19 protein-coding genes and 1 pseudogene are annotated in these 21966 nt (G+C 65.8%); 9 read left to right on the top strand and 11 right to left on the bottom strand.

All coding sequences use genetic code 11. From position 1 onward, the window contains the following. Positions 1 to 4 precede the first annotated feature (4 nt). The 3 genes from ispG to HZZ13_RS27515 all read left to right on the top strand — a co-directional run bounded on the left by ispG (position 5) and on the right by HZZ13_RS27515 (position 3259). The gene (ispG, locus tag HZZ13_RS27525) at positions 5 to 1288 is read left to right on the top strand and encodes a flavodoxin-dependent (E)-4-hydroxy-3-methylbut-2-enyl-diphosphate synthase (RefSeq protein ID WP_197962651.1); all 1284 of its coding nucleotides are present in this window, start codon (positions 5 to 7) and stop codon (positions 1286 to 1288) included. A 265-nt stretch (positions 1289 to 1553) separates the two neighbouring features. Beyond that, on the top strand, positions 1554 to 2450 hold the full coding sequence (locus HZZ13_RS27520; RefSeq protein WP_197962645.1) for a TauD/TfdA dioxygenase family protein: 897 nt from the start codon (positions 1554 to 1556) through the stop codon (positions 2448 to 2450). 17 nt (positions 2451 to 2467) lie between these two features. Next, positions 2468 to 3259, top strand: coding sequence for an N-acetylmuramoyl-L-alanine amidase (locus tag HZZ13_RS27515; protein WP_311972758.1), 792 nt, complete (start codon positions 2468 to 2470; stop codon positions 3257 to 3259). 37 nt (positions 3260 to 3296) lie between these two features. On the opposite strand, the gene HZZ13_RS27510 is transcribed toward HZZ13_RS27515, so the two are convergent. The 3 genes from HZZ13_RS27510 to HZZ13_RS27500 form a co-directional block, all read right to left on the bottom strand. Beyond that, complete coding sequence (locus HZZ13_RS27510) at positions 3297 to 4904, bottom strand: Na+/H+ antiporter (protein ID WP_197962639.1); 1608 nt, start codon at positions 4902 to 4904, stop codon at positions 3297 to 3299. 46 nt (positions 4905 to 4950) lie between these two features. Beyond that, positions 4951 to 5808, bottom strand: a complete 858-nt coding sequence (gene bla, locus HZZ13_RS27505; protein WP_197962637.1) for a class A beta-lactamase — start codon at positions 5806 to 5808, stop codon at positions 4951 to 4953. Between the two features lie 138 nt (positions 5809 to 5946). Continuing rightward, positions 5947 to 6321, bottom strand: coding sequence for a nuclear transport factor 2 family protein (locus tag HZZ13_RS27500; RefSeq protein WP_025033299.1), 375 nt, complete (start codon positions 6319 to 6321; stop codon positions 5947 to 5949). 94 nt (positions 6322 to 6415) lie between these two features. Here HZZ13_RS27500 and HZZ13_RS27495 point away from each other — a divergent pair, with 94 nt between their 5' ends. Together HZZ13_RS27495 and HZZ13_RS27490 are read left to right on the top strand one after the other, a co-directional pair. Beyond that, positions 6416 to 6844, top strand: a complete 429-nt coding sequence (locus HZZ13_RS27495; RefSeq protein ID WP_197962780.1) for a GFA family protein — start codon at positions 6416 to 6418, stop codon at positions 6842 to 6844. A gap of 182 nt (positions 6845 to 7026) precedes the next feature. Further along, the gene (locus tag HZZ13_RS27490) at positions 7027 to 8814 is read left to right on the top strand and encodes a caspase family protein (RefSeq protein WP_197962635.1); all 1788 of its coding nucleotides are present in this window, start codon (positions 7027 to 7029) and stop codon (positions 8812 to 8814) included. 29 nt (positions 8815 to 8843) lie between these two features. Here HZZ13_RS27490 and HZZ13_RS27485 read toward each other — a convergent pair whose 3' ends face one another. Continuing rightward, the gene (locus HZZ13_RS27485; protein ID WP_197962634.1) at positions 8844 to 9767 is read right to left on the bottom strand and encodes a polyprenyl synthetase family protein; all 924 of its coding nucleotides are present in this window, start codon (positions 9765 to 9767) and stop codon (positions 8844 to 8846) included. 161 nt (positions 9768 to 9928) lie between these two features. Here HZZ13_RS27485 and mtgA point away from each other — a divergent pair, with 161 nt between their 5' ends. The 3 genes and pseudogenes from mtgA to HZZ13_RS27470 form a co-directional block, all read left to right on the top strand. Next, the gene (gene mtgA / locus HZZ13_RS27480) at positions 9929 to 10603 is read left to right on the top strand and encodes a monofunctional biosynthetic peptidoglycan transglycosylase (protein WP_197962632.1); all 675 of its coding nucleotides are present in this window, start codon (positions 9929 to 9931) and stop codon (positions 10601 to 10603) included. Between the two features lie 168 nt (positions 10604 to 10771). Then, a complete protein-coding gene (rpmF, locus tag HZZ13_RS27475; RefSeq protein ID WP_007598106.1) occupies positions 10772 to 10954 on the top strand; it encodes a 50S ribosomal protein L32 in 183 nt (60 codons plus the stop codon). Between the two features lie 158 nt (positions 10955 to 11112). Further along, a pseudogene (locus HZZ13_RS27470) lies at positions 11113 to 11412 on the top strand (hypothetical protein); the annotation flags it as partial. A 6-nt stretch (positions 11413 to 11418) separates the two neighbouring features. On the opposite strand, the gene HZZ13_RS27465 reads toward HZZ13_RS27470, so the two are convergent. Further along, on the bottom strand, positions 11419 to 11679 hold the full coding sequence (locus HZZ13_RS27465) for a hypothetical protein (protein WP_197962630.1): 261 nt from the start codon (positions 11677 to 11679) through the stop codon (positions 11419 to 11421). A 221-nt stretch (positions 11680 to 11900) separates the two neighbouring features. Here HZZ13_RS27465 and HZZ13_RS27460 point away from each other — a divergent pair, with 221 nt between their 5' ends. Next, complete coding sequence (locus HZZ13_RS27460) at positions 11901 to 13595, top strand: bifunctional diguanylate cyclase/phosphodiesterase (RefSeq protein ID WP_197962628.1); 1695 nt, start codon at positions 11901 to 11903, stop codon at positions 13593 to 13595. A gap of 111 nt (positions 13596 to 13706) precedes the next feature. Here HZZ13_RS27460 and HZZ13_RS27455 read toward each other — a convergent pair whose 3' ends face one another. The 6 genes from HZZ13_RS27455 to HZZ13_RS27430 form a co-directional block, all read right to left on the bottom strand. Beyond that, complete coding sequence (locus HZZ13_RS27455; protein ID WP_197962627.1) at positions 13707 to 15215, bottom strand: tripartite tricarboxylate transporter permease; 1509 nt, start codon at positions 15213 to 15215, stop codon at positions 13707 to 13709. A gap of 4 nt (positions 15216 to 15219) precedes the next feature. Then, the gene (locus HZZ13_RS27450; protein WP_197962621.1) at positions 15220 to 15705 is read right to left on the bottom strand and encodes a tripartite tricarboxylate transporter TctB family protein; all 486 of its coding nucleotides are present in this window, start codon (positions 15703 to 15705) and stop codon (positions 15220 to 15222) included. Between the two features lie 146 nt (positions 15706 to 15851). After that, a complete protein-coding gene (locus HZZ13_RS27445; protein WP_197962620.1) occupies positions 15852 to 16829 on the bottom strand; it encodes a tripartite tricarboxylate transporter substrate binding protein in 978 nt (325 codons plus the stop codon). Between the two features lie 203 nt (positions 16830 to 17032). Further along, positions 17033 to 19900, bottom strand: a complete 2868-nt coding sequence (locus HZZ13_RS27440) for a PAS-domain containing protein (protein ID WP_197962619.1) — start codon at positions 19898 to 19900, stop codon at positions 17033 to 17035. 158 nt (positions 19901 to 20058) lie between these two features. Next, positions 20059 to 20934: a GNAT family N-acetyltransferase gene (locus tag HZZ13_RS27435; RefSeq protein WP_197962612.1), complete on the bottom strand. Its 876-nt coding sequence runs from the start codon at positions 20932 to 20934 to the stop codon at positions 20059 to 20061. A gap of 41 nt (positions 20935 to 20975) precedes the next feature. Then, positions 20976 to 21956, bottom strand: a complete 981-nt coding sequence (locus HZZ13_RS27430) for an amino acid--[acyl-carrier-protein] ligase (RefSeq protein ID WP_197962610.1) — start codon at positions 21954 to 21956, stop codon at positions 20976 to 20978. Positions 21957 to 21966: the final 10 nt, after the last annotated feature.

The raw sequence follows: 21966 nt of genomic DNA, 5'->3' as shown, positions 1-21966 counted from the left end.
CGCCATGAACAAGCTCGAAAACTCTCTCGATTCAGACATTGCGGGCCCGGCGCCCCGGCACCGGACCACCCAGGTCAAGGTCGGCAACGTCGCCGTGGGCGGCGGTGCGCCGATCGTCGTGCAGTCGATGACCAACACCGATACCGCCGATGTCGAAAGCACCATCGCCCAGGTCGCAGCGCTCGCGCGCGCAGGCTCCGAGATGGTCCGCATCACTGTGGACCGCGAGGAGGCCGCGGCCGCCGTTCCGCATATCCGCGACGGGCTCGCCAAGCGCGGCATCAACACGCCCCTGATCGGCGACTTCCATTATATCGGCCACAAGCTGCTCGCGGCCTATCCGGCCTGCGCCGAGGCGCTGGCCAAATACCGCATCAATCCCGGCAATGTCGGCTTCAAGGACAAGCGCGACACCCAGTTCGCGGACATCATCGAGATCGCGAACAAGAACAACAAGCCGGTGCGCATCGGTGCCAATTGGGGCTCGCTCGACCAGGAGCTCCTGACCAAGCTGATGGACGAGAATGCCGCATCGCCGAACCCGCGCGACGTGCGCGCGGTGACGCGCGAGGCCATGGTGCAGTCGGCACTGCTCTCGGCCGCGCGCGCCGAAGAGCTCGGCATGCCCAAGGACCGCATCATCCTCTCCGCAAAGGTCTCGGCGGTGCAGGATCTGATCGCGGTCTACCAGGAACTGGCTCGCCGGTCGGACTACGCCATCCATCTCGGTCTCACCGAGGCCGGCATGGGCTCGAAGGGCATCGTGGCGTCCTCGGCCGCGCTCGGCATTCTCCTGCAGCAGGGCATCGGCGACACCATCCGCATCTCGCTGACGCCCGAGCCCGGCGGCGACCGCACCCGCGAGGTGCAGGTCGGCCAGGAGCTCTTGCAGACCATGGGCTTCCGCACCTTCGTGCCGCTGGTAGCAGCCTGCCCCGGCTGCGGCCGCACCACCTCAACCACGTTCCAGGAACTGGCCCGCTCGATCCAGGATTTCATCCGCGACGAGATGCCGACCTGGAAGACCAAGTATCCCGGCGTGGAAGAGCTCAACGTCGCGGTGATGGGCTGCATCGTCAACGGCCCCGGCGAATCCAAGCACGCCAATATCGGCATCTCGCTGCCCGGCACCGGCGAAGCGCCGGCCGCGCCCGTCTTCGTCGACGGCAAGAAGTTCCGCACGCTGCGCGGCCCGACCATCTCCGCCGACTTCAAGGCGCTGGTGATAGACTACATCGACCAGCGCTACGGCCAGGGCACCAAGGTGCCGGTATCAGCGGCGGAGTGATTTCACTCCGCTAAGGCGTCATACTCCGCCGTCGTCCCGGACAAGCGCGCCTCAAGCGCGCGCCGATCCGGGACCCATAACCACAGAACCTCGTGGTTTTGGCAGTTGTCACTCCGAGTATTCGCCAAATCTAATTCTGTGGCTATGGGTCCCGGATCTGCGCTTGCGCTTGTCCGGGACGACGACTGCATTTGCGGCGCGGATTGCACATCCGTCATCGTGCGCGTTACGATGACTCCCAATCAAGATGATCGGGAGAAACGCCATGAGCTCACTCGCCGGCAAGCAGGGCCCGCGCTATCGCCACACCGCTGAAGACGGCGCACCATACGAGACGCTTCGGGTCGAAAAGCTCACACCCATCATCGGTGCGGAGATCTCCGGCGTCGATATCGGCAAGCTCGTCTCCGATGATGCCCGCTCCAACCGGCAGATGGACGAGATCCACCGTGCGCTCGCCGAAAACCTCGTGATCTTCTTCCGCGACCAGCACATCACGCCGCAGCAGCACCTCGCCTTCGGCCGCAAGTTCGGGGAGCTGCATGTCCATCCCGCCGCTCCCCACGACGACGAAGACCCGGCCTTGATGAAGATCTATGCGGACAAGAACTCGCCGCGCGCCAATGGCGAGGGCTGGCACTCCGACGTGTCCTGCGATCTCGAGCCGCCGATGGGCTCGATCCTCTACATCAAGCAATGTCCGCCGCGCGGCGGCGACACGCTGTTTGCCAACATGTACGCGGCCTATGAGGCGCTGTCGGAGCGCATGAAGGTCTATCTCGACGGCTTGACGGCGCTGCATGACGGCGAGCCGATCTATCGCGGTCTCTATGCGAATTATGGCGTCGCCGACCGTCCCTCCTATCCCCATGCCGAGCATCCCGTCGTGCGCACGCATCCGGTCACCGGCAGGAAAGCGCTCTACGTCAACCGCGGCTTCACCCGCCACATCAACGGCATCCCGCGCGACGAGAGCGATGCGATGCTCGCCTATCTCTACCAGCACGCCGAGAACCCGCTATTCCAGTGCCGCTTCCGCTGGACCGAGAACACGATCGCCTTCTGGGACAACCGCTGCACCCAGCACCGCGCGATGTGGGACTACTGGCCGCATACACGCTCGGGCACGCGCGTGACGGTGAAGGGGGAGCGGCCGGTGTGAGCAAGTCGTGGCGCGCCATCGCCGCCATTGCTGTTTTGCTGATCCCGTCTCTATTTTCGTCCGCTGACCAAAGCCAAGCGGCCGGGCCGCGGAAGGCTGCAAAGCCGAAACCAAGGCTCTCCCTGCCGGAGAAATGCGAGCCGCGAAAACTCCGCATCGTCGTGGATGTCGGCCACACCGCGGACTCCTACGGTGCGTTGAGCGCACGCAACGATCCGGAGTTCGGCTTCAACTTCCGGCTCGCAAGCCTGATCGCGGCGAAGCTCAAGTCTGAGGGCTTTGCCGCAACCCGTCTGCTCGTCACGGACGGCAAAGCGCGACCGAGCCTGTTCAAGCGCGTCAGCGTCGCGAATGAAAGCCGTGCCGATCTCTTCCTGTCGATCCATCATGATTCGGTGCCGGACAAGCTGCTCGAGACCTGGGAATTCGACGGCGCAAAGAGCTATTTCAGCGATCGTTTTTCGGGCCACTCGCTGTTCGTGTCGCAGCAGAATCCGCACTTCGTCACCAGCTTGATGCTGGCCCGCATGATCGGCCGGCAGTTGAAGGAGCAGGGCCTGCGCTATGCCAGCCAGTACACTCTGCCGGTGATGGGCCGCCACCGGCGCCAGCTGCTGGACAAGGATGTCGGCGTCTATCGCTACGACGGGCTCGTCGTGTTGTCGCGCACGCGGAGCGCCGCCGTGCTGCTCGAGGCCGGCTCGATCATCAATCGCGACGAGGAAATGGAGATGAACTCGCCCGAGCGGCAGGAGGCCGTCGCGGGCGCCGTTGCGGGGGCACTGAGGGAATTTTGCGAGAGACGGTAGTTGGCTCAGGTGCTTCCACGCTCGCAATGACCAAAGGCTACAGCGGCCCGCCGCTATATTCCCGGTTCGCCAGGCTCGCCTCCTCCAGATCCAGATCGCGCTCGATCCGCCGCCGCGTCTCGTCGGTAATCTGGCCGTCGCGCAGGAGGTTGTGGATGAATTTGCGCTCGGCGGCGATCAGGTCGCGGGTCAGAGCGGTGCCGGCGGCGGAGATGTCGTGACGGTCGGGATCGAGCGAGGCGGGGAGCTGGTTGAGGCGGATCTCGTGGCGGGCGCGCAGCAGCCGCATCACCTCGTCGGAAACCTCTTTCTCCGCGGTGAGCGCGTCGAGCGATTTCAGCGCGGCCTCCAGCGCCTGACGCCGCGCGGCGATCTCCGCCTCGTGCTCGGCGGCATGCTCGTGACGGCCGGCTTCGGCGACGCCGAGCCAGCGCACGACCGGCGGCAGCGTCAGACCGACGCCGATCAGCGTCACGAAGATGACACCGAAGGCGACGAACAGGATCAGGTCGCGATACGGAAACGCCTCGCCATCCGGCAGCGCGAACGGCAGCGCCAGCGCGGCGGCCAGCGACACTGCGCCGCGTACGCCGGTGAAGGCGAGCACGAACGGCCATTGCCATGGCGGCGACGGATCGCGCTCGCGCAGCGACCTGGAGAGCATTCGCGGCAGATAAGTCGCGGGATAGAGCCAGGCAAAACGCGCGATCACGACGATCATCAGGACCACGGCGGTCGCGATGAGAATGTCGTCGAGCGGAAAAGTCTTCGATTTCTCGTACAGCGCGCGCATCTGGAAGCCGGTGAGCAGGAACAGCATGCCCTCGATCAGGTAGATCACGAGATCCCAGAAGAAGATGCCTTGCAGGCGCGTCGCCGAGGAGATCAGCAATGGACCGTTCCAGCTGACATAGAGCCCGCAGGCCACCGTTGCGATCACGCCGGAGCCGCCGACGTGCTCGGGCAGCCAGTACGAGACATAGGGCGTGATCAGCGACAGCGTCAGCTCGACCTGCGGATCTCCGGACCATTTGCGGAAGCGCAAGGAGAGCCAGCCGACGCCGATGCCGAAGGCGATCTCGCCGGCGACGATGAGGAGGAATTCACCGGCCGCGAGCGGCAATGAGAAGTGCCCGACCATGATCGCGGCGAGCGCGAAGCGGTAGAGGATCAGCGCGGTGGCGTCGTTGGCGAGACCCTCGCCCTCGAGCACGACCAGGATACGGCGCGGCATGTTCAGCCGGCGGGCGATCGCGAGCGGCGCCACCACGTCGGGCGGCGCGACGATGGCGCCGAGCAGGAAGCCGATGGTCCAGGGCAGGCCGATCATGTAGTGGGTGGCGGCCGCCACCATCGCCGTGGTGAAGATCACGGCGCCGACCGCGAGCAGCACGATCGGGCGCAGGTTTTTCTTGAATTCGCGCCAGCTCATCGCGACGCTCGCCGAGTAGATCAGCGGCGGCAGCACCACGAGCAGCACCAGCTCCGGCGGCAGCTCCACCGTCGGCATGCCCGGCACGAAAGCGAGGCCGACGCCGGCCAGCATCAGCAGGATGGCCGGGGCGACGCTGAAGCGTCGTGCGGCCAGTGCCACGCCTGCCAGCACGGCCAGCAGGATGAGAAAGGTCTGAAACTTCGCTTCCATGATGGTCTGTCTTGACCCGGAAGCGACGGCTACGTCAATGCGCGACTCACGCCAGCCGCTCGGCCACCATCCGGCCGATCCGCGCGAACGCGGATGCGATCTGCGCCGCACTCGGCGTGCCGCCCTGGGTATAGGCCGCGATCAGGATCGGCGTATCGGGCTTCGGCCAGGCCACCGCGATGTCGCCCGAGGCGTCCTTGCCGTTGTTGCCGGTCTTGTCGCCGATCTTCCAGGCCGCGGGGAGGCCGCCACGCAGGCGGTTTGCGCCGGTCTTGCAATTCACCATCCATTCGGTGAGCTGCGCGCGCGAGGCCGGCGACAATGCGTCGCCAGTCACCAGCCGCCGCAAATTTCCCGCCATCGCCGCCGGCGTCGTGGTGTCCCGGGGATCGCCCGGCTGCGAGCGGTTGAGCTCGGGCTCGTTGTGGTCGAGCCGCGAGGTGGTATCGCCGAGCGACCGCCAGAATGCGGTTAGCGCGGCGGGGCCGCCGATCCGCGCCAGCAGCAGATTGGCGCAGGTGTTGTCGCTGAGCTCGACGATGGCCTTGCACATCTCGCCGACCGACATCTTGCCGGCCGCGAGATTTTCCCTCGCCACCGGCGCGTATTCCAGCAGATCCGCCTGGCCATAGGGGATCATGGCCGCGAGTTGCTCCTCGCCGCGATCGACCCGCGCCAGCACGTTGGCTGCGAGCGAAGCCTTGAACGTCGAGCACATCACGAACCGCTCGTCGGCGCGCCAGGCGAGCTTTGCGCCAGTCGCGAGATTTTCCGCATAGAGCCCGATCCGCCCGCCGCTCTCGCGTTCATAGGCTTCGAGTTCGGGCGGCGCCTCTTCCGCAAGTGCCGGAGAGGCGGCCATCCAGCAGAGCGAGACGAGCAGGGAACGGCGATCGAGAAGCATGGGGATTTCCAGGCGAGTGGGGTGGGAGGTGTAGCCGACGCTGCATCCGCGTCGCAATGAAGCGGCGAGAGCTGCGTTCGCAATGACGGAAAATGGATAGCGAGTGCGTCCGATTTCGGGCAGCGGAAGTTTTTGCCCTCACTCCCTCAAATCATATCGGTACGACTTCGACACGATCTGCCAGCCGTCGGCGAGCTTCATCGCCACCAGATAGTCGGTGAAATAGCGCGGCGGCAGCTGGCAGCGCACCTTGATGAAGGCGGTCTTGTCGTCCGAACGGTCGATGGTGACAATGAAGTCCTCGCGCGGCTTGCCTTCGGCCTTGGCCGAGGCGCGCTTGCGCACGCGGTCGAGCCAGTCCGGCACGGTCAGAACCTGGAGCTCGCCCTTCTCGACCCAGCGCAGATCGGCGGAGGGATGGAAGATGGCGCCGAGCTTGTCGGCGTCGCCCTCGTAAAGTCCGTCAAAATAGGATTGCACGACGGCTTCGACGCTCGACCGGTCCTGACTCATGGATCGCTCCTTTGCATGATGGCTTCGGGCCAACTTAGTCATACACGTCAAAATGCGCTATGGATGTGTCAGCGATTTGCGCGAAGGCGTCACGATGACAGAATCAGAAAATTCGAACGCTCGCATTCTTGTCGGCGAATGCTATTGCCGCGCCGTGCGCTTCGAGGTGGCCGATGCATTCGCCTATGCGATGAACTGCCACTGCTCGAACTGCCGGCGCACCACCGGTGCCGCCTTCAAGCCGTTCGCCGGCATCCGGCAGGACAGGCTCCGCATTGTCAGGGGTGGCGACCTCCGGCTGATTTTCGGCGACGACACCACCCATGACGCGCATTGTGGCCGCTGTGGCTCGCTGCTCTATTCCCTGGTGCGGGAGGGACAGTGGGTCCATGTCGCTATGGGAACCCTGGTCGATGCCCCCTCGATCCGGCCGAGCGCCCAGATTTTCGTGGGCTCGAAGGCGCCCTGGCACGAGATTGCGGACGATCTGCCGCAATATCGGGAGCACATCGGGGTTGTCTGACGGAACCCGGTCCGCACCGCCGTTTGTTGGCGAACCGCGACAGCGCTGGCGCGACAAACAAAGGAGGGCGTCCGGCCTGTCGTCGGGGTCCTCTTCGTGACCTCCATCACAAGAGCCGGTCGTGGATGTTGCTAAAGCGGTCCCAAAGGGCCGCACGGCCCGGAACTATCGGAAGTCGTGTCATGCGCAGCTTGCTCAGACTTTGTCCGCTTCTCGTCGCACTCGGCCTGATGTTCGGCGCCGGGCCGGCTTTGGCCGGAAAACGCGTGGCGCTGGTGCTGGCCAATTCGGCCTATCAGCACGCGCCCTCGCTCGCCAATCCCGTCAATGACGGGTCGGTCATGGCCAAGACGCTGAAGGAGGCCGGCTTCGACGTCGTCGAGTCCCGGCACGATCTGTCGGCGCTGGACACAAGGCGCGTGCTGCGCGACTTCGCCGACGCGACCCGAGATGCCGATATCGCCGTGGTCTATTACGCCGGCCACGGTATCGAGGTCGAGGGCTCGAACTACCTGATCCCGGTGGATGCCAGGCTGGAGCGCGACACCGACGTCTATGACGAGGCGCTCTCGCTCGACCGTGTCCTGGTCGCGGTCGAGCCCGCCAAGCAGCTGCGTCTGGTGATCCTCGATGCCTGCCGCGACAATCCGTTCAGCAAGCGGATGAAGCGCACGATCGCCTCGCGCGGCATCGGCCGCGGCCTCGCCCAGGTCGAGCCGACCAGCCCCAATACGCTGATCGCCTATTCGGCCAAGGCCGGCTTCACCGCGCAGGACGGCGACGGTGCCAACAGCCCGTTCACCATCGCGCTGTCGAAGCATCTGACGACGCCGGGCCTCGACGTCCGCCGCGCCTTCGGCTTCGTGCGCGACGACGTGCTGAAGTCGACCGGCAACAAGCAGGAGCCGTTCGTCTACGGCTCGCTCGGTGGCGAGGACGTGCCGCTGGTACCGGTCAAATTGGCGCCGGCAGCGCCGGTGGCCAATCCCCAGGCCGATATCCGCCGCGACTACGAGCTCGCGCTCCAGGTCGGCAACCGGCCGGCGTGGGAAGCCTTCCTCGCCCAGCATCCGGACGGGTTCTATGCGAGCCTCGCCAAGCTCCAGCTCGAGAAGATCGGCGCCGAGCAGGCGCATGCGGCGGCGATCGAGAAGGCGAAGCAGGCCGAGGCCGAGCGCGACCGCCTTGCTGCGCTCGGCGCGCAGAAGGATGCGCAGGCCAGGGCCGCGGCCGATGCGAAGGCCGCCGAGCAGGCGCAGCTTGCTGCGCAGAAGGCCAAGGAGCAGGCACAGCAGCAGGCGGCCGCCGCCGAGCAGCAGCGCGTCAATCTCGCCGCTACGGCGCCGAGCGCTGCGCCGGCCACGAGCGCCGCCGGCACCAACGTCGCCGCGCTCACGCCAGCGACCGCGCCGGCCGATCTCAACCGCGCGGTGCAGAGTGAGCTCGGCCGCGTCGGCTGCTTCTCCGGCCAGGCCGACGGCAATTGGAATACGTCCTCGCAGCGGTCGCTGTCGCAGTTCAACCGCTATGCCGGCACCAAGCTCGACGTGAAGGTGGCGAGCACCGATGCACTCGATGCGGTCAAGGCCAGGCCGTCGCGGGTCTGCCCGCTGGTCTGCGAGCATGGTTTCAAGGCCGAAGGCGACAAGTGCACCAGGATCGTTTGCGGCGACGGCTATGTGCTGAACGCCGACAATGAATGCGAGAAGAAGCGCGCCGGCAAGCCCGCGTCAAAGCCCGCGACCTCGCGGCGCGACGACGGCGAGGACCGCCCTGCACGGCAGCGGGCCGGTGCTGCAGCGGGCGGCTACGGTGCAGCTGCGGCGGCTGGCGCGGGCCGTGCCTCGAGCGGCAGCGGTCAGATTTTCTGCAACGCTCTGCTGTGCCGGCCGGTCAAGCCCGGTTGCCACCTCGTCTATCGCGGGGGCGGCGGCCCCCACGTCGATGCCAACGTCGAGGTCTGCAACTGAAGGGGCACCGCTCCCCTGACCACCTAAACTCAGTTCTTCCGCTCGGCCACGAAACGCGCGGCGGCCTGCAGCACGGCGGCGCGGTCGCCGAAGATCGAGACGGCGCTGTCGGCGCGCGCGAGCAGGTCGCGAACGCGCTGCTTGGCGCCTTCGATCCCGAGCTGGGTGACGAAGGTGGTCTTGCCGAGCGCGGCATCGGCGCCGGCCGGCTTGCCGAGCGCGGCCGCATCGCCCTCGACGTCGAGCAGATCGTCGGCGATCTGGAAGGCTTCACCGAGCGCGCGGCCGTAATCGTCGAGCGCCTGATATTCCGCCTTCGAGGCCTGGCCGAGGATTGCGCCGGCGATGCAGCCGTAGCGCAACAGCGCGCCGGTCTTCATTTGCTGGATACGGGCGACATCGATCGGCTCGTTGCCGCCAAAGCGGCCTTCGCCGGCGAGATCGAGGATCTGGCCGCCGACCATGCCGCCGATGCCGGCGCAGCGCGCCAGCGCGCGCGTCAACAGCAGCCGCACATTGGCGTCGCGATGGACCTCGTCGCGGGTGATGATGTCGAAGGCGAGCGTCAAGAGGCCGTCGCCGGCGAGGATCGCGGTGGCGTCATCGGTCTGCTTGTGCAGGGTGGGGCGGCCGCGGCGCAGGTCCGAATTGTCCATCGCCGGCAGGTCGTCATGGATCAGCGAATAGCAATGGATGCATTCGAGCGCGGCGCCCACCAGCAGGGCCGACTCGCGCGGCACGCCGAACACGGCGGCGCTCTCGACCACCAGGAACGGCCGCAAGCGCTTGCCGCCGTTCAGGCTCGAATAGCGCATTGCGTCCATCAGTCGCTTGGGCCGTGCGATTTCGTCGTGCAGGATGTCGTCCGATAGCAGGCGCCCGAGCAGGGCTTCGGTGTCATCAGCGGTCTTGTCCAGACGTTTGGCGAAATCGGACGGGGGCGTGCCGGTCATCAAGAGGGGCTCCAGAACTAAAATTCGGCCGGACAATCCTTTATGCGCCCGCGCCAGTCAATCGTTGGGAAGGCCTAAAAAGTGCTGGAAAAGGCCCGAATTATCACAGACTTAATACTCCAGCCCGTGGCCGCTCGTCAGTTTGCACCGGAAAGGTCGATTTGCGCATCGTCAAGATCCTGCTGGTGGTGCTCGCGGTCGTGGTCCTCGCGCCCTATGTGATCGCGCCGTTCTACCGCACCGGCCACCCTGTTTCGACGCTGATGGCCTGGCGCAGCTTGCGCGGCGCGCCGATGCAGCGGGAATGGATCGATCTCGCCGACATGTCGCCCGCTCTGGCGCGCGCGGTGGTGGCGGCCGAGGATGCCCATTTCTGCAAACATCACGGCATCGATTGGGGCGCGCTGCGCGAGGCGATCGATGACGCCAGGGAGGACGGCACCGCCTTCCGGGGCGCCTCCACCATCACCCAGCAGGTCGCGAAGAACCTGTTCCTGTGGCAGGGGCGGGACTTCGTCCGCAAGGCGCTCGAATTCCCGCTGGCGCTTTGGATCGACTTCGTCCTGCCCAAGCAGCGGATTCTCGAAATCTACCTCAACATCGCCGAGCTCGGCCCGCAGGGGCAGTTCGGGGTCGAGGCGGCCAGCGCCTATGCCTTCGGTAAATCGGCCGAAAGCCTCTCGCCCCGCGAGGCGGCGCTTCTGGCCTCGATCCTGCCGAATCCGGTCAAACGCAGCGCCCGGACCCCGGGACCGGGCGTCCGGCGGCTGGCAGCCACCTATATGGCACGGGGGCAGGCAAGCTCGCTTGCGACCTGTTGGCGGGAAAATCGCTGATTTTAGCCCGTTCCGGGCGTATTTTCCGGCCCAAGAGCCTAGCTTTACGGCCAGCCTTCCTCTATAAGCGCGGCCTTGATCGGCATTCAGCTCGCCTCGTATTGCGGGTGCTGAGCCGTCCCTTCGCGGACGATGCCCTGATGACACCAATCCCTAGAGGATAATGAAATGGCCGTTCCGAGAAGAAAAACCTCGCCGTCGCGCCGTGGCATGCGCCGCTCGGCGGACGCCATCAAGAAGCCGACCTATGTGGAAGACAAGGACTCCGGCGAGCTCCGTCGTCCGCACCATCTCGACCTCAAGACCGGCATGTACAAGGGCCGCCAGGTCCTGAAGAAGAAAGAGTCCTGAAGCCAGGATCTTTCGCGGGCGGGAGATCGGACCCGCCCGGTTCGGCCAACCCATGAGATAGACGGTGACGGCGGCGGAGCGGATGCTTCGCCGCTGCATTGTTCTGTCCGGATATCTTGATCGAGAAGGCATCAAGCCGATGGTCGGTTTCCCGCTGCATTGCCCAGCGCACGCGCCGCCGCGTCACCTATGTCGCCGAAACGACGGTGCCGGCGCCGCGCAAGGCCAAGCGCAGGGCCGAAGCGCCGGCCGACGACGTGGAGTCCGAGCGCAAGTTCGAGCCGGTGATCGCGCCGCAGCCGGCGCCGCCCGCGCCTACCGCGCAATCCGTCGCCGAATCCGTGCTGATGGACCATCCGTCGCCAAAGCCGGCGCAGACCGCGCCCTCGTCGGAAATTCCCTCGCCGCAGCTGCAGCCGGGGAACGGCACACCGTCTTCCGACACGCCGCCGCGCTGACCGACCTCAAGCCACCTGCCGTGTCCGCGCGCTGACGCTTTGCAGCGGGCACTTGCTGCCATAGGCCATCAGCGCATCTTCGGAGGAGGCGCGGCGGAGCCGGGTCGTTTGCGGCAGCTGCTCGGCATTGGCGATCAATTGTGTGACGAAGCTCGGATCCGGGCGCGGCAGAGGTGCCTTGTGAACCCACTGCAACGTCGGCATCAGCGGCACCAGGGCCGTGCCTGTGCCGTTGTCCGCCCCGTCCGATCGATCCGTACTCGACATCGCAATCACCGTTGATCCGGCGAGACTGTCGCGTTTCGGGACGCGGGCGCCGGTGCGAGTCCTGTACTCGCAAGGCCTATGCCGGCCGGGCCGGCTTGGTTCCCCGCACCGGGGAAACGTGGTTTCCAAATTGTTTATCAACTTTGCCTAGGGTCGGGGACGAATCTGGCTCTATCCTGTGCCGGCTCAGGACTTTTCCACTGTCCCGAAACGAGGCGACTTTGACCCCTGGATTGCCGCAAGCCTCCGACATCCTGGCCGCGCTCGGCCAGGCCGTGTTCGCCTGGGACATCGCCAGCGATGCCATCGTCTGGGGTGAGCAGGTCAGCGCCGTGTTCCCCGGCATTCCCGCCGAGCGGCTCGCGACCGGCGCCGAATTCGCCAAGCTGATCGAGCCCGCGCAAACGCTGCGGACGGCGGCGCTGGCGCTGACGTCCCCGGTGCACGGCGCCGACGGCACCCCCTACCGGGTCGAGTACGGCGTGCGCATGAGCGCCTCCGATCCCGTGATCTGGATCGAGGAGACCGGCCGCTGGTTCGCAGGTCCCGACGGCCGTCCCACGCGAGCGATCGGCTCCGTCCGCATCAACAATGAGCGCCACGCCCGCGACGAGGAATTGAGCAGGCTGGCCCGGCTCGATCCGCTGACCGGGGAGCTCAACCGCTCGCATCTGATCGCGGCGCTGGCCGAGGCGATCGAGGAGACGACCCGCTTCCGCTCGACCGCCGCCTTCATGCTGGTCGGCATCGATCATCTCGCCCGCGTCAACGATGCCTTCGGCTTCGACGTTGCCGACGCCGTGATCCTCGACATCGCCAAGCGCATTCGCGCGCGCCTGCGCGGCGGCGACGTGCTCGGGCGCTTCTCTGGCAACAAGTTCGGCCTGATCCTGAAGAACTGCACCGTCGACGACATGAACGTGGCCGCCGAGCGCTTCCTCGCCGGCATCCGCGACGAGGTGGTGCCGACCAAATCCGGCCCGGTCTCGGTCACGGCGTCGATCGGCGCCGTCAGCCTGCCGCGCTATGCCCGCAACACCGATGAGGCCGTCAATCGCGCCCACGAGACGTTGGATGCCGCCAAGCGCCGCCGCTCCGGCTCGTTCGCGGCCTGGCGTCCGGATGCCGCGCGCGACGCACAGCGCCGCGTCAACATTCGCGTCACCGACGAGATCGTCACCGCGCTCAACGAGCGCCGCATCAGGCTCGCCTATGAACCCGTCGTCTCCGCGGTCTCGCGCGAGCGCGCATTCCATGAATGCCTGGTGCGGATGGACCAGGGCGATGGCCAGGTGCTGCTCGCGCCCGACATCGTGCCGGTCGCCGAACGGCTCGGCCTGATCCGCCTGGTCGATCACCGCGTGCTCGAGCTCGTGGTCGCCGAGCTCGCGGCGGCGCCCGACGTCTGCCTCAGCCTCAACATCTCGCCGGATACGACCATGGATCCCGACTGGTGGGCGGGGATCGAATCGCTGATGCTGGCTCATCCCGGCGTTGCCGAGCGGCTGATCGTCGAGATCACCGAGACGGTCGCGATCCAGGACATCGACGACGTCCGCGCCTTCGTCAGCCGCCTCAAGCATTTCGGCAGCCGCATCGCCATCGACGATTTCGGCGCCGGCTACACCTCGTTCCGCAATCTGCGCAAGCTCGGCGTGGACATCGTCAAGATCGACGGCGCCTTCGTGCAGAACATCACCCATTCCGCCGACGACCGCGCCTTCGTGCAGACCCTGATCGACCTCGCCCGCCGCCTCGACATCAAGACCGTCGCGGAATGGGTGCAGGATGAGGAAGCCGCGAACATGCTGCGCGATTGGGGCTGCGACTACATCCAGGGACGCCTGATCGGGCTGGCTTCGGCCGAGCGTCCGTGGGGCGTGCCGTCGGACAGTGCGCTGCCTGCTGTGAGCTGAGATGGCGTAGGGTGGGCAAAGGCGCACTTGCGCCGTGCCCACCATTCCTCTTTCATGGATACAGATCGTGGGCACGCTTCGCTTTGCCCACCCTACGAGACGAAGAAGTCCTCACGCCCCCTCGTCCAGTGCCACCAGCTCGCGCTTCTTGCGCAGCGACGGCAGCAGCGGTGCGATCAACAGCACCAGGGCAAGCGCGAGACACGCTCCCGAGATCGGCCGCTGCACGAAGGTCCAGAGATCGCCCTGCGACAGGATCAGCGACTTGCGCAAATTGTTCTCCATCATCGGCCCCAGCACGAAGGCCAGCACCAGCGGTGCCGGCTCGTAGCCGAGCTTGCGCATGAAATAGCCGATGATCCCGAACGCGATCATCACATGGACGTCGAACACGTTGTTGCTCGAGCAGTAGACGCCGAGGATCGTGAACAGGATGATCAAAGGGAACAGGATGTTGTAGGGCAGCTTGAGCAGCTGCACCCACATCCCGATCATCGGCAGGTTCAGGATCAGCAGCATGAGGTTGCCGATATACATGCTGGCGACGATGCCCCAGAACAGGCCGGGGTTCTGCGTGATCAAAAGCGGGCCCGGCTGCAGGCCGTGAATGACGAAGGCCCCGAGCAGCAGCGCCATCACCACGTTCGGCGGAATGCCGAGCGTCATCAGCGGGATGAAGGCGCCGCCGGCCGCGGCGTTGTTCGCCGATTCCGGGCCGGCGACGCCCTCGATCGCACCGTGGCCGAACCTTTCAGGGCTCTTCGACAGCCGCTTCTCCAGCGCGTAGGACGCGAATGACGCGACCACCGCGCCGCCGCCCGGCAGGATGCCGAGGAAAAAGCCGAGGATGGTGCCGCGGCCGACCGGACCTGCGCTCACCTTCCAGTCCTCTTTGCTGGGCAGGAGATGGGTGATCCTGGTGTTGATGACGTCGCGCTTGATCGCCTGCTCGGTGTTGAGCAGCACCTCGGCGACGCCGAACAGGCCCATCACCACGGGCACGAGGCCGATGCCGTCGATCAACTCCATGCGGCCGAAGGTCAGCCGCGGCTGCGCGGTGATGCTGTCGAGCCCGATCAGCCCAAGCACGACACCGATGCACGCCATCAGCAATGCCTTCGGCATCGAGCCCTGGGTCAGGAAGGTGAGCACGACGAGGCCGAGTACCATCAGGCTGAAATACTCGGCCGGGCCGAAGGCAATGGCGAGGCTGGCGAGCTTCGGCGCCACCAGCATCAAGGCCACCAGCGCAAAGGTGCCGGCAGCGAAGGAGCCGAACGCGGCGATGCCGAGCGCGGGGCCCGCGCGGCCCTGCTTCGCCATCTGGTGGCCGTCGATGCAGGTGACGACCGAGGCGGCCTCGCCGGGGATGTTGACCAGAATCGAGGTGGTCGAACCGCCATACATCGAGCCGTAATAGATGCCGGCCATCATGATGATGCCGGATTCCGGCGTGCCCGACAGCGTCACCGGCAACAGCAGCGACATCGCCGAGATCGGGCCGATGCCGGGCAGCACGCCGACCAGCGTGCCGATGAAGACGCCGATGAAGCAGTAGAGCAGGTTGATCGGCAACAGCGCGACGCCGAATCCATGTGCCACGTTGAGAAGCGTATCCATGACGTCAACCGATCCCGAACAGGCCTGACGGCAACTGGATCAACAGCAGCCGCTTGAGCACCCACCACATGCCCGAGGGCACCAGCACCGCGATCGGGACCGCCAGCGTCCATCGCACCGGATCGATCAGCCGCAACAGCAGCAGCATCAGCGGGATCGACGACAGCAGGAATCCCAGCGGCTCCAGCGCGAACGCGAATGCGGTGAGGCAGGCGATGAGGACAAGCGGCTTGCTCCAGCGCACGTTCTCCCAGCGCGAGGCCAGCGTCGGCCCGCCTTCGGTGACCGCCGAGACGATGATGGCGCCTGCGAACACGCACATCAGAATGCCCGTGTAGAACAGCACATAGCCGGAGCCGGGATCGTTGATGGTGCCGAGCTTGATCCTCCAGCCCGACCAGATCACGAAGCCGCCGAGCGCGAGCCCGATCAGCCCGCCCCAGAGTTCGGAATTGCTGAGGCGGAGCTTGACGTTGGTGTCGTTGTTCATCGCGATTCTCGTGCCCCGGACGCAGCGCAGCACGTAGTGATGCGCTGCAGAGCCGGGGCCCATGAGTGTGGACGAAAAGATGGGTCCCGGCTCTGCGGTGCATCGCTGAAGGAGCGCTGCACCGCGTCCGGGACACGCTGGTGGCTCTACTTCTTCGCAAGCCCGAGCGTCTCGATCACCTTGCGCTCGGACTCCGTGACCTCGACGACGAATTTCTTGTAATCCTCGGTGCTCTTGTAGTTCGGCACCATGTCGTATTTGGCGAGCGTGGCGATCACCGCGGGATCATCGATCGCCTTCTTGAAGGCATCGTGCAGCTTGGCGACGATCTTGGGATCCATGCCTTTCGGTCCCGCGATGCCGAACGGGGAATCATAGACCATGGGATAGCCGAGCTCCTTCAGCGTCGGCACGTCGGGATAGTTCGGCGAGCGGGCGCCGGTCCACACCATCAAGAGCCGCAGCTTGCCGGCGTCGACCAGCGGCCGCCATCCCGTGGAATCCGCTTGCAGCATGGTGTGCTGCCCCAGCACGGCGGCGTTGGTCTCGGCGCCGCCCTTGAAAGGGACCTGCGTCAGCTTGATGCCGGACATCGCGGCGATCTGCTCCATGCCGATATGCAGCGAGGTGCCGGCGCCGGGCGTCGCATAGGTCACCTTGCCCGGATTCGCCTTTGCGAACTCCACCACGTCCTTCCAGCTCTTGAACTGCGATTCCGCGCTGGTGGTCACGCCAAAAGTGTAGCCGGTGAGATGGACGATATAGGTGAAATCCTTTGCCGGATCCCACGATACCTCCTGCATCAAGGGCAGACGGAACACGGTGATCGGGATCTGCGAGATGGTATAGCCGTCCGGCTTCGCCGCCGCCGCCATCGTCGCCGGCCCGACCGTGCCGCCGCCACCGGCCTTGTTGTCGATCACGATCGGCTGGCCCAGCACCTTCGAGGCACTGTCGGCGATCGCGCGCATCGAGATATCGGTCGATCCGCCGGCCGGCCAAGGCACGATCAAGGTGATCGGCTTCGTCGGATAGTCTTGCGCATTGACGGCCGTGGAGAGCAATGCGCCCATGACGGCGTGCACCGCGGCAAATGCAATCGTCTTCAGCCCATATCCCGACATCGAAAGCCTCCCTCGCAGCGCCTCTCTGGGGGCGCCGTCTCTCGTTCTTGTGAGGCGATTGTTCCTGAATTTGACGGAGAAGAAAAGCGTATTGCGCACATCGCTGTACGGCCGTCGGTCAGCTAACGCCGACAGAGCCGACATATGCGACAATTCGTCGTTTGGTCGCGTGCCGAGCGGCGGAATTTGAGCGGCCGAAGCGGTCAGGCCACGCGCCGGACCATGTTCAGCGTCTCGATGGTGCGGCCGACTTCCGAGGCGAGACACGGCTTGCCGAAATAATAGCCTTGCACCGCCGTGCAGCCGCATTCGCGGACGAAGTCGAGCTGCTCCTCGGTTTCCACTCCCTCCGCCGTGGTCTCGACGCCGAGCACGGAGCCGAGGCTCGCGATCGTTCTGACGATGGCAACGCTCTCCGGGCTTTCGCCGAGCGTCCCGACGAAGGAGCGGTCGATCTTGATGCGGTCGAACGGAAACTTGCGCAGGTAGCTCAGCGAGGAATAGCCGACACCGAAATCGTCGAGGCTGACGCGCACCCCGAGCGCGCGGAGCTGGTGCAGGATGTCGATGGTCGCCTTGCTGTCGTCGAGCAGCGCCGTCTCCGTGACCTCGAGCTCGAGTCGCTGCGGCGGCAGGCCGGCTTCCGCGAGCGCGCTCGTGACCATCGCCACCAGGGCGCGGGAGCGGAATTGCACCGGAGACAGGTTCACCGCGACGGTGACGCCGGGCCAGGATGCGGCGGCCGCGCAGGCGGTGCGCAGCACCCATTCGCCGATCGGAACGATCAGCCCGTTCTCCTCTGCAATCGGGATGAACTCGGCCGGAGAGACGAAGCCGCGCGAGCGATGTTTCCAGCGCAGCAATGCCTCGAAGCCGGTGAGCTCGGAGGAATCGAGCCGCATCTGCGGCTGGAACACCAGGTGGAATTCACGCCCTTCCAGCGCGCCGACCAGGTCCTGCTCCAGCGCGTGCCGGCTGCGCGCCTGTTCCTCCATCTCGGGCTCGAACAGCTGATAGGCGCCGCGCCCCTTGGCCTTGGCCTGGTACAGCGCGAGGTCGGCGCACTTCATCAGCTCGTCGGCATCGAGTCCATGGTCGGGCGCGATCGCGATGCCGACGGAGACGCCGACATGGATCGACTGGCTTTCCAGCGGCGGCGGATGACCGATGATGTCGACCAGACGGCGGGCGAGCTCCTCGGCCGATTGCGGCTGCGGCCCGCGCTGGAGAACGGCGAACTCGTCGCCGCCAAGCCGCGCAACGGTGTCGTGCTCGCCGACATTCTCCTTGAGGCGCGCCGCGACCCAGCGCAGCAGGCGGTCGCCTGCGGCGTGGCCGAGGCGGTCGTTGACGGTCTTGAAATTGTCGAGGTCGAAGCAGAGCACCGCCATGGCGCCGCCGGCGATCGCGATCTGGTTCAGTCCCTCGCCCATCTTCTCGCGGAACAGCGTGCGGTTGGGCAGGTCGGTCAGCGAATCGTGCCGGGCCATGTGCGCCACCCGGGCCTGGGCCTTGTGGCGCTCGGTGACGTCCTCATAGGTCACGACCCAGCCGCCATGCTCCATGCGCTTGTGGTTGAGCTTGATGATGCGGCCGTCGTTCAAATGGCAGTGCAGCGTGTGCTCGCCCTCGCGCAGCCTCTCGACGTAGTCGGCATAGAGCTTGGCGCCGGTCATGTTCGGATGGATGCCGAGCTCGCAGGCGTGGTCCATGATCTCCCGCATCGAGACGCCCGGCTTCACGATCTCCGGCGACAGTCCGTACATCTCGATGTAGCGGCGGTTGCAAACGATCACGCGCAGGCTGGCGTCGAGCATGCACAGGCCCTGGCTCATGTTGTTCAGGGCCGCGTCGAACCGGCGGTACTGCTCACTCAGCTCCTCGATCGCGCGTTCGCGCTCGGTAATGTCCTCATAGGTGGCGACGAAACCGCCTTCGGCCAGCGCGCAATAGCGCACCGAAATCACCGTGTCGTTCGACATGCGCCGGCGCATCGGCGAGGAGTCGCGGCTCGCGATCCGCGCGCGGGCGGTTTCGAGGATCTGCTGCGGGCTGTATTCGGAGTTGAACGCGCCGTTCGCCATCGATCGCTCGATCAGTTCGGCCAGATGGGTGCCGGGCCGGGTCTCCTCCGGCGACAGCCGGTAGATCTTGCGGTAGGTGGTGTTGCAGATCCGAAGCCGCATGTCGCTGTCATAGAAGGCGAGCCCGTGCGCCATGTTTTCCAGCGCCGCATCGAGCATGAAATTCTGCTGCCGCAGCGTTTCCTCGTATTGCAGCCGCTCTGTGACGTCCTCGTGCACCGTCACCCAGCCGCCGTCGGGCAGGAAGCGGGAGACCGCCTGCACCATCCGCCCGTCGTAGCGCATCACCAGCAGCGTCTTCGGCTTCCTGCTCCGCACATCCGCCAGCCGGCTCTGGTAGAACTGGTCGCCCGACATGCCCGGCAGGTTGCCGCGCGACATCCAGTGCTCGATCACCGTAGAATGCGCGACGCCCGCCTTCACGATGTCAGGATCGAGGTTGTAGAGCTTCAGGAACCGATCGTTGCAGACGACCACACGGCTGTCGACGTCGTACATGATCAGTCCGTGCGACATGTTGGCGAGCGCGTGCTGGCTGCGCTCGGTCTGCACCCGCAGTTCCGCTTCGAGCCGCGCGAGGCGGGTGACGTCGTCGCAGATCGTCATCCAGCCGCCGCCGGGGAGCGGCTTCAGCTCGAGCGACATGACGAGGCCGCTCGCCAGCAATTGCTCGGTGCGGAACGGTTTGCCCGCGGCGATCTGCGCCATTCGCGTCGAATACAACGCGTCGAGCTGGTCTTGCGGAAAGTTGCCGCGGCTTGCGCTGTGCGCAAGCACCTCCCGGTAGCTCGTGCCGACCCGCACGATGTCGGCCGACATGTCGAACAGCGTGAGGTAGCGCTGGTTCGCCAGCACGATCCGGTTCTCGGCATCGTAGACGCAGACGCCCTGCTCCATGTGATCGAGCGCAAGCTGGCTCAGCGCGACCAGGGCGTCCGGTCCCTGCTCACGGCCTGTACCAAGCTCGCTGTCGCGGGTCGACGTCATGGGTCGGCAGGGCCTCGGCAGGCAATAGACTGAAGCAACCTAATTCAGCGGCCGAGGCTAGCGAAAAGACCGGAAAATTCCCTTAAGCGCCGTAGTTTACGGAGGGTGACCGGCGATGGCGAAGATGACGGTGCTGGAATGCTGGCTGCGGGTCCAGATTACGGCCCGTACAGCACGAGCTCCGTGTCGGTGAGGTCGCCGAGCTCCGGCTGGTGCGGGCCCCTGAAGTATTTCCGGCCGCGCCGCTCGGTGTAGATGCCGACGAGGCCGGAAATCGGCCCGTTGGTGTCGATGGCCACCGCGATCTTGCCGAGCCGCAGCAGCAGCCGTCCGATGCGGCCGGCGCATTCGGCATAGTCTGCGGCGCTCCGGCAATAGATCAGTTTCATCGCGGGCGGTGCGATGAAACCGCGGCGGATGCGCACCGGTTGCAGGATGAAGGGGAACGTCCCCTTCGGCGTGCGGCAGACGAGGCTGAGGCAATTGTAGCGCGCATGTCGCGTCAAGAGCTCGGTCTCCGCCTCGGAAAGCCCCTTGATCTCCTTGGCGTGCGGCGGAATGACCTCGACCTCGCTCCAGCGCGGCACGCGCGCCAGCGCCGGGACCGAGAAGAATATGCCGCGGCAATAGGCGCGAAAGCCCTGCGTCTCGATGATCGGCCAGGTCCACGGCGCCGGGCTGATGTTGAAATAAGTGACGTGCTTGTGCCGCTGGGCGATCTTGGTCAGCAGCGGAGCGTAATTGCGGTAGGCCGGGTCAACATACCAGCTCGACAGATTGCAGCGGATGGCGGTCTCTTCGCCTTCCTTGCGTGCGGTGTAGATCAAGAGCAGCACGCCGACTGGCGTGCCGCCGTCGTCGAGCATGTAGCCGAAGCGCGGATAGCCCTCCGGCACGGTCCGGAAGGCCTGCCGACGCAGGCCCTGAATCCAGTAATCGCGTGAACGGCCGGCGAAGCCGCGCGTCAGCAAGTCCGCGATCTTATTGACGTCGGATTCGGTGATCTCGCGGCATCGGACCTTGGTATGGATCACGCTCGTCTTGCCCGTGGAAATGACCGGCCTCGTGAGTTGTGTCAGCGCCAGCCTTCGCCGTGGGCCTCGGCCGCGACAGGCGGCTGCAGGCTCAGGATGTCCCGCACCCTGGCGGGCCAGGCGGAAAGATCGGTGCCGTGGGTGTGGAACATGGCGACGGCCAGACGGTCCATGCCGAAGGCCACGCAGCCGGTGTGCGCCGGCTCGCCGTTGGCATCCTGGATTCCCCAGGTCGTGCCGAAATGCTCGCGGTGATAGTTGAAGCTCATGCACGCCGTCGGCTGCTCCTCCGAGCGCAGCGGGATGAGGAGCTCGAACTTGAGCTGCTGCTGCTTCTGGCTCACCGCCTTCATCTGGCCGACCCGGCCGAAGAACGGATCGCTGGCATAGTCGACGCGGAAAGTGAGACCGAGGTCGGTCGCGATCTTCTGCGCACGCACCATCCAGCGCTCGCGGAAATCGGCAACGTCGTCGGGGCTGCCGATGCAGACATATTCGCGCATGCGGAACGATTGCAGCCGGTCGAGATGCTTCGAGGGCTCGCGGCGGAAGCAATCGGCGGCAACGTCGAAGCGCAGGCCGCCCTTCGGCAAAGGTCCGCGGCTCGCCGCGATCGGATAGACCGGATAGCAGGCGGCCGGTGACAGCACGAGATCGGCCGGCGAAAGCGACGTCGTCCAGTCGCCGCCGGCATCGAAGCGGCTCACCGCGGCGTTGATCTCGCGTTCGGTGCCGTGCAGGCCGCAGACGCAGCCGAGCAGGTTCGGAAAGCTCTTGAGATAGCCGGACTTCTCCAGCTGCGCCCGGCTCATCACCGGCGGGAAGCGCATCACCTCGGTGCCGGCCTCGCGATGACCGGTGATCAGGGCAGCCAGCTTCTCGACGATGCCCTCGTAGAGTGCGGTGCGGGCATAGACGCCATCGGCGCCCATGCGGTGGAACAGCTTGTCGGCGAGATGATCGAGCGGATCGCTCATCTGCGGCGCGGTCGCGGGCGAATTGGGAAAGACGGCAATATTCATGGTTCGATGT

It is taken from the genome of Bradyrhizobium agreste (assembly GCF_016031625.1).
Classification (GTDB): domain Bacteria; phylum Pseudomonadota; class Alphaproteobacteria; order Rhizobiales; family Xanthobacteraceae; genus Bradyrhizobium; species Bradyrhizobium agreste.
The sequence above is the reverse complement of the archived record's forward strand: the minus strand, read 5'-3'. Positions and strand labels throughout refer to the sequence as shown.